Consider the following 7,081-nt stretch of genomic DNA (forward strand, 5'->3'; position numbering starts at 1 on the left):
GGTTTTTTATTTCGCCTCGTCCGGCGTTTTGCGCAGGTATACAAGCGTTACCAGACAAATCACCGCCCCGGCATAAAACGTATATTCCGCCCCAAACGTTTCCCAGATGGCTCCTGCCCCCAGGCTGGCGACTAACAATCCCACGCCGCTGACCAGACTAAAAATGCCGTAGGCGGTACCGCGCAGATCCGCAGGCGCCGTTTTTGCGATCATTGCCGCCAGCAGCCCCTGCGTCATCCCCATATGCACTCCCCAAAGCGCAACGCCCAGAAGCATTCCAGCCCAGTGGGTGCTCAGCGCCAGCACAATATCTGCTCCAATCAGCATCACCAGACCCCACTGCAGTAGCCGGGTGTGGCTCATCCGGTCCGATAACTTGCCAAACGGATAGGCAGAGAGGAAATAGAGCAGATTCATGGCCACCATCACCAGCGGGATCAGCGCCAGCGGCACCCCCGACTGCTGTGCGCGCAGGACAAGAAAGGCTTCACTGAAGCGTGCGAGCGTGAAGATGGCCCCCAGGCCAATGACACACCAGCAGCCTTTCCCGAGACGCCTGAGGTTCTCTTTTTTGATGGGGTTCGTGCGTTTATGTTCGACGGGCGTTTTCGGCTCATGCAAGCCGAAGAAAAGCAGCGCCACGGCGAGCACGCCGGGGATCACCGCGATCCAGAAAATCGTGCGGAAATCATCGTTCCACAGCAGCATCAATCCTACGGCCAGCAGCGGCCCGAGAAATGCGCCGATGGTGTCCATCGACTGACGCAGCCCAAAGGCCGCGCCGCGAAGTTCCGGCGGCGTAACGTCAGCAACCAGCGCATCGCGCGGCGCTCCCCGGATCCCCTTCCCGACCCGGTCGATTAAGCGTGCCCCCAGAATCATGCCGGAAGAAGAGGCAATAGCGAACAACGGTTTACTCAACGCGCCAAGACCGTAGCCCAGAACCGCCAGCCCTTTACGCTTGCCCAGATAGTCACTGATGGCGCCGGAAAACACCTTGATAAACAGCGCAGTGGCCTCAGCCAGGCCTTCAATCAAACCAATGAAAATGACGCTGGCGCCCAGCGTCGTGACCATAAACAATGGCAGCAGGCTGTGAATGATCTCCGACGAGATATCCATCAACATACTTACTCCACCGACCACCCAGACACCTTTTGGGATCTGGCGGAGCGTGGCAAACCGGGATTGCATTAAGCCTCTCCTGCTTTCTGTAAACAAAGGTGCTCTCAACAGAATATCCTGGAAAGGCGAATAAAAATTATCAGGCATAAAAAAAGCCACCCCGCAGGATGGCTCAGTTATCGCAAATCGGTGCTTAGTGCTTCTCACGTCCGCCCAGGAAAAAAATACCCAGCGGTATAGCCAGCAGAACGGTGAATACCAGACTGTAGACAAAGATCATCGCCGACTGCAGGACGTACATGCTGGTTGTCCAGGCAGAGAGAGGAATGTTGTACTGTTCGATGACGCCAACAATCGTGGCACGCCCCACGCACGCGGCAGCAATCATAAACACAACCAGCAGCGCCAGGAGGAACTTGCGGCCTTCAGGCGTTTTCAGTTTTGCACGAACCATCTCTCTTCCCTTTTACAGATGAATAACATTATATAGAGTCTAAAATAACACAAACGCCTGCCAGACTCCACGCCAGTACAAACACCTACATAAATAACAAATACTTGGTTTATTACGCTGTATATATTGAAAATGTAAGTAAATAACACCAATCATTCACGGCCGCTATGTTAACCTGTGCAAGATCGTTTTGACATAAAGGAATGACAATGAAAAACGCACCTAAATTTGCCATCGCACTCATCGCCGCCGCGTGTGTCAGCACCAGCGCTTTCGCCAGCGAAACACCTAAAGCGCAGCCGCTGGAAAAAGTCGCCCCGTATCCGAAAGCGGATAAAGGGATGAAGCGTCAGGTGATTCAGCTTCCGGTTCAGCAGGATGAAGCGAACTACAAAGTGGAGCTGTTAATTGGCAAGACGCTGGAAGTGGACTGCAACCAGCATCGTCTGGGCGGTCAGCTGGAAAGCAAAACGCTGGAAGGCTGGGGTTACGACTACTACGTCTTTGATAAAGTCACCTCTCCGGTCTCCACCATGATGGCCTGCCCGGATGGCAAGAAAGAGAAGAAATTTGTGACCGCCTATCTGGGCGACAACAGCCTGCTGCGCTACAACAGCAAGTTGCCGATCGTGGTCTATACGCCTGAAAATGTGGAAGTGAAATATCGCGTGTGGAAGGCTGAAGAGAAGATTGAGCAGGCTGTCGTACGTTGAAATTAAGTCGGGTGGCGGCTTCGCCTTACCCGACCTACAAAACAACACCGAACATAGGCCGGGTAGGCGTCAGCGCCACCCGGCTTTTTTACCTTACAGCGCGATATCCGCAACCGGTTTGTTTTCCGGCTGAGGCTTCAGCTCCGCTTTTGGCGCAGCATCCGCAGCCTGCGGTTTGATGTACTGCAGCTGCAGTACGCGGCTGGTGTATTCCAGCTCCTGCTCCGTCGCGCTCACGTTACCGTTCAGCTTCGTGCCGTAGGATGGAATAATGGTCTTCAGCTTCGCCTGCCATTCCGGACTGGCGACTTTATCTTTAAACACTTTTTCCATCAGGTGCAGCATGATTGGCGCAGCGGTAGACGCACCCGGTGACGCACCCAGCAGCGCGGCGATGGTACCGTCCTTATCGCTCACCACTTCGGTGCCCAGACGCAGCACGCCCCCCTCTTTCGGATCGCGCTTGATGATCTGCACGCGCTGACCCGCCTGCCACAGACGCCAGTCTTCTTTCTTCGCCTCAGGATAGTACTCTTTCAGCGCTTCGAAACGGTCGTCGTCAGACAGCATCACCTGGCTAATCAGGTATTTCACCAGATCGAAGTTATCCAGCCCCACGTCCATCATCGGCTTGACGTTAGAGGTGGTGGTTGCGCTGAGCAGATCCCACAGGGAGCCGTTTTTCAGGAATTTAGTGGAGAAGGTCGCGAATGGGCCAAACAGCACCACGCGTTTGCCGTCAAGCATACGGGTATCGATGTGCGGAACAGACATTGGCGGTGCGCCCACGGAAGCCTGACCGTACACTTTTGCCAGATGACGATTCACCACTTCCGGGTTATCGGACACCAGGAACTGACCGCCCACCGGGAAGCCCGCGTAGTCATCCGCTTCCGGAATACCGGACTCCTGCAGCAGTTTCATCGCGGCACCGCCCGCACCGATAAAGACAAACTTCGCCTTGATGACGTGCTCGGCTTCGTTGTTTTTCAGATCGGCAACAGTCACGCTCCAGCTGTTATCCGCGTTGCGCTTGAAACCGCGCACTTCGGTGCTGAGCTGCAGGTTGAAGTTCTCTTTTTTCTTCAGAGACGTCACCAGCTGACGGGTAATTTCACCGTAGTTGACGTCGGTACCAATTTCGGTACGGGTCGCCGCCACTTTCTGGTTCGGGTCACGACCTTCCATGACCAGCGGAGCCCACTCTTTAATCTGCGCGTGGTCTTCAGAGTATTTCATCCCGCGGAACAGCGTGCTCTGCTGCAGTGCGGCGTAGCGCGCGCGCAGGAAGTTGACGTTCTGCTCGCCCCACACAAAGCTCATGTGCGGTACGGTGTTGATGAAAGAGTGCGGGTCGTGCAATACGCCGCTGTTGACCTGGTGAGACCAGAACTGGCGAGATACCTGGAACGCCTCGTTGATCTCTACCGCCTTCTCGATACTAATGGAACCGTCCTTTTTCTGCGGCGTATAGTTCAGTTCCATGAGTGCCGAATGGCCGGTACCGGCGTTGTTCCAGCCGTTCGAACTCTCCTGCGCCACGCCATCAAGGCGCTCGACCATGGTCATTGACCAGTCCGGCTGCAGTTCTTGCAGATAGGTTCCCAGCGTGGCGCTCATGATACCGCCACCGATTAAAAGGACGTCCGTTTCCTGCTCTTTTGGTGCGTCAGCTTTCGCCGCCATGGAGACGGTGTTAAGCCCCACGGCCAGAGAAAAGAGCATGGCAGTCATTTTTTTCATAATTTATGCCTTAGTGTAAAAGTGCTTGATGCGTGGAAATTGCAGGTGAAACAAGCTGCGGGGGCACGGTAACAACTTTTAAATATTGTTTAAAGGTTACGAAATTATTGTAATTGTGAAATTTAATGATGGATTGTTTGTGAGGAATTATCGAAGCGTCTGGTAAAGCGCGGTTTAACTGGCTAGTATGTTGCGTTTTGTGATCGCGCGCACGGAAGCCTGCCCTAACCAGCGAAACGTTATGTCCCTACCCCATTCTGCTGTCTCTCCCGAAAACCGTGTCGCCAGCGTGCTGCGTTCCCCTAAACAGCTGACGCGTGAAACGCTGGCTGGCGTGATTACCGCCCTGGCGCTGATCCCCGAGGTCATCTCATTTTCGGTGGTGGCGGGCGTTGACCCGAAGGTCAGCCTGATCGCTTCCGTGGTGCTGTGTCTTGCCCTGTCTGTACTGGGTGGTCGCCCGGCGATGGTCACGGCCGCGGCCGGTTCCGTGGCGCTGGTTATTGGACCCATGGTGCATCAGCACGGCGTACAGTACATTCTTCCCGCCGTGCTCATGGCTGGCGTAATTCAGATTCTGTTTGGCCTCCTGGGCATGGCCAGACTGATGCGCTTTATTCCCCAGTCGGTCATGACCGGGTTTGTTAACGCCCTCGGGATATTGATTTTCTTTGCGCAGGTTCCGCATTTCTGGAGCCGAAGCCCGCTGATTGTAGGCCTGTTCGTGCTGACGGTGCTGATCGTGCTGTGGGTGCCGCGCTATTTCAAAAGCATCCCTTCCCCGCTGATTGCGATTGTGCTGTTAACCTTGTTTACCGTTTCAACCGGGCAAAACCTGCCGACCGTGGGCGATGAAGGCGCCATGAGCGGCGGCTTGCCGGGTCTTAGCGAACTTCTGGTCCCCCTCAATTTACAGACGCTGAGCATAATCTGGCCGTGCGCGTTGAGCATCGCGTTTGTCGGCCTGCTGGAATCCCTGCTGACCGCAAAGCTGGTGGATGAGCTGACCGCGACGCCGTCAAGTAAACGCCGCGAGAGCATTGGATTAGGCGTCGGCAATATCCTGGCCGGATTTTACGGTGGTATTGCGGGCTGCGCGATGATCGGACAAACCATCGTTAACGTGGAGATGGGGAAAGGCCGAAGCCGCATTTCAACCTTCGCTGCGGGCATCGTGCTGCTGATCCTGGTGACGGCGCTCAGCGACGTGATGGCCAACATCCCGATGGCGGTGCTGGCGGGCATTATGGCCATCGTCGCCGTTAAAACCTTCAGCTGGCACAGCCTTCAGCCGGCCACGCTGAAAACGGCTCCGATTGCTGAAACGGTCGTCATGCTGGTCACCGTTGCCGCCACGGTATCAACCGGCAATCTGGCGATTGGCGTGCTGGGCGGGATTATCGTCATGGTGCTGCTTCCCGCCCGCATTAAGCGTCGGCTTAAAGCAGAAAAATCGTCGCCAGCCCAAGAAAAATAAAGAAACCGCCGGTATCGGTGATGGCGGTGATCATCACGCTCGACCCCACCGCGGGGTCGCGCCCCAGTTTGGTCATGGTCAACGGGATAATAACGCCCATCATCGATGCCACGAGCAGATTCAGCACCATCGCCAGCATCATCACACCGCCTAGCGCCATATCGTCATACAGCCACCAGGTGATGCCGCCCATAATGCCGCCCCACACCAGGCCGTTGATCAGCGCCACGCCCATCTCTCTGAAGATCAGAAAGGCGAAGTTGCCGGGCTGAATATTTTCCAGCGCCAGCGCGCGGACGATCATGGTAATGGTCTGGTTTCCGGTGTTGCCGCCAATCCCGGCCACAATCGGCATCAGCGAGGCCAGCGCCACCAGCTGCGAAATGGTGTGTTCAAAGCCGTCAATCACGCGGGAAGCGATGAACGCGGTACACAGGTTAATGGCCAGCCACGCCCAGCGCGTTTTCACCGCCTTGCCGACGGAAGCATGGACGTCATCTTCCGCGCTGATCCCCCCCAGCGCACGCAGGTCGTTGTCGGTTTCTTCATAAACGACGTCAACGATCTCGTCGATGGTCAGACGCCCCATCAGTTTGCCGACGGAGTCCACGACGGCGGCACTCACGAGGTCATCACGTTCGAAGGTACGCGCCGCTTTTTCCGCATCGTCCTCCGGGGAGAAGACCATCGGCTCGTTTTCCATCACCTCGCTCACCTTCCGCTGGGTGCTGTTGAGCAGGATGGTTTTCAGCTCCAGTTCGCCGAGGAGGGTTTTATCCCGGGAGGTGACAAACAGCTTATCGGTGTTATCCGGCATTTTGCCCAGGCGACGCAGATAGCGCTGCACGGTGCCGAGCGTCACGTCCGGGCGCACCGTGATAACGCCGAACTCCATAATCGCGCCGACGCTGTTTTTGTCGTAATGCATCACCTGGCGCACGCGCGCGCGTTCATCGGCAGGCAGTGACGCCAGCAGGCGGCCGGTCAGGTTTCGCGGCAGGTGTTGAACCAGGTAAATCTGTTCGTCGATATCCAGGGTTTGCAGAGCGTCGAGGATGTCCCGATCGCTCATCTCGTCGATCAGGTCGTCCCAGACGTTTTCCGAGGCCTCAAGCAGCACCTGTCCGCGCTCGTGATCCTGCACCAGACGCCACAGGGCGTGACGTTCTTCCGAGGGAAGCGCTTCCAGGGTATCCGCCAGATCCGGCGGCGGGAGATGAGCAACCAGCGCACCTACCTCAGCAATATCGTCGGCTAACGTGCCGACATCATATTGCTCAGCCAGGGTCAGCTTGCCTAATAGCGTAGACGTGACCGCTTTATCGGTCGTGAGAAGCCAGATCAGTCGCGCACGTTCCTGGTCACGCTGCCTGGCGCTGTTTTTCTTTAATACCGACATCAATCATAAATCCATGAAATAAGTTGGTATTAAGCATAGCGCGAGGATATGTAAATAAGAATAAACAACGGGCCGGGATGGAGAAAAAAGCGGCATATCGTGCAAATCATTGTGCCCGGCGGCGCTACGCTGCACGGGCCTACAAAATCCCAGGCCGGGTAAGGCGAAGC

Annotated in this window: 6 protein-coding genes; 2 read left to right on the plus strand and 4 right to left on the minus strand. The window is 56.0% G+C overall.

Going from position 1 to position 7,081, the window contains the following annotated elements; genetic code table 11:
* Positions 1-6 precede the first annotated feature (6 nt).
* Both B498_RS13115 and B498_RS13110 read right to left on the minus strand, forming a co-directional pair.
* Positions 7-1,194: an MFS transporter gene (locus tag B498_RS13115; RefSeq protein WP_008500961.1), complete on the minus strand. Its 1,188-nt coding sequence runs from the start codon at positions 1,192-1,194 to the stop codon at positions 7-9.
* A gap of 124 nt (positions 1,195-1,318) precedes the next feature.
* On the minus strand, positions 1,319-1,579 hold the full coding sequence (locus B498_RS13110; protein ID WP_008500962.1) for a DUF2534 family protein: 261 nt from the start codon (positions 1,577-1,579) through the stop codon (positions 1,319-1,321).
* A 209-nt stretch (positions 1,580-1,788) separates the two neighbouring features.
* Between B498_RS13110 and eco the strand changes: the two genes are divergently transcribed.
* Positions 1,789-2,292 (plus strand): serine protease inhibitor ecotin, encoded by a 504-nt coding sequence (eco, locus tag B498_RS13105; protein ID WP_008500963.1) that lies wholly within the window; start codon positions 1,789-1,791, stop codon positions 2,290-2,292.
* 93 nt (positions 2,293-2,385) lie between these two features.
* Here the strand turns inward: eco and mqo are convergent, their stop codons facing one another.
* Positions 2,386-4,035, minus strand: coding sequence for a malate dehydrogenase (quinone) (gene mqo, locus B498_RS13100; protein WP_008500964.1), 1,650 nt, complete (start codon positions 4,033-4,035; stop codon positions 2,386-2,388).
* A 187-nt stretch (positions 4,036-4,222) separates the two neighbouring features.
* Between mqo and B498_RS13095 the strand changes: the two genes are divergently transcribed.
* Positions 4,223-5,512: a SulP family inorganic anion transporter gene (locus B498_RS13095; protein ID WP_008500965.1), complete on the plus strand. Its 1,290-nt coding sequence runs from the start codon at positions 4,223-4,225 to the stop codon at positions 5,510-5,512.
* Here B498_RS13095 and mgtE read toward each other — a convergent pair.
* On the minus strand, positions 5,475-6,911 hold the full coding sequence (gene mgtE / locus B498_RS13090; protein ID WP_008500966.1) for a magnesium transporter: 1,437 nt from the start codon (positions 6,909-6,911) through the stop codon (positions 5,475-5,477). The genes B498_RS13095 and mgtE overlap by 38 nt on opposite strands.
* Positions 6,912-7,081: the final 170 nt, after the last annotated feature.

This window comes from Enterobacter sp. SST3, from assembly GCF_000286655.1.
In the GTDB taxonomy this organism is placed as follows: Bacteria; Pseudomonadota; Gammaproteobacteria; order Enterobacterales; family Enterobacteriaceae; genus Enterobacter; species Enterobacter roggenkampii.

Bases quoted from the DNA above. Each gene is read 5' to 3' on its own strand.
- eco (WP_008500963.1), top strand. From the start codon at position 1,789: ATGAAAAACGCACCTAAATTTGCCATCGCACTCATCGCCGCCGCGTGT.
- B498_RS13095 (WP_008500965.1), top strand. From the start codon at position 4,223: ATGTTGCGTTTTGTGATCGCGCGCACGGAAGCCTGCCCTAACCAGCGA.
- mgtE (WP_008500966.1), bottom strand. From the start codon at position 6,911: ATGTCGGTATTAAAGAAAAACAGCGCCAGGCAGCGTGACCAGGAACGT.
- B498_RS13110 (WP_008500962.1), bottom strand. From the start codon at position 1,579: ATGGTTCGTGCAAAACTGAAAACGCCTGAAGGCCGCAAGTTCCTCCTG.
- B498_RS13115 (WP_008500961.1), bottom strand. From the start codon at position 1,194: ATGCAATCCCGGTTTGCCACGCTCCGCCAGATCCCAAAAGGTGTCTGG.
- mqo (WP_008500964.1), bottom strand. From the start codon at position 4,035: ATGAAAAAAATGACTGCCATGCTCTTTTCTCTGGCCGTGGGGCTTAAC.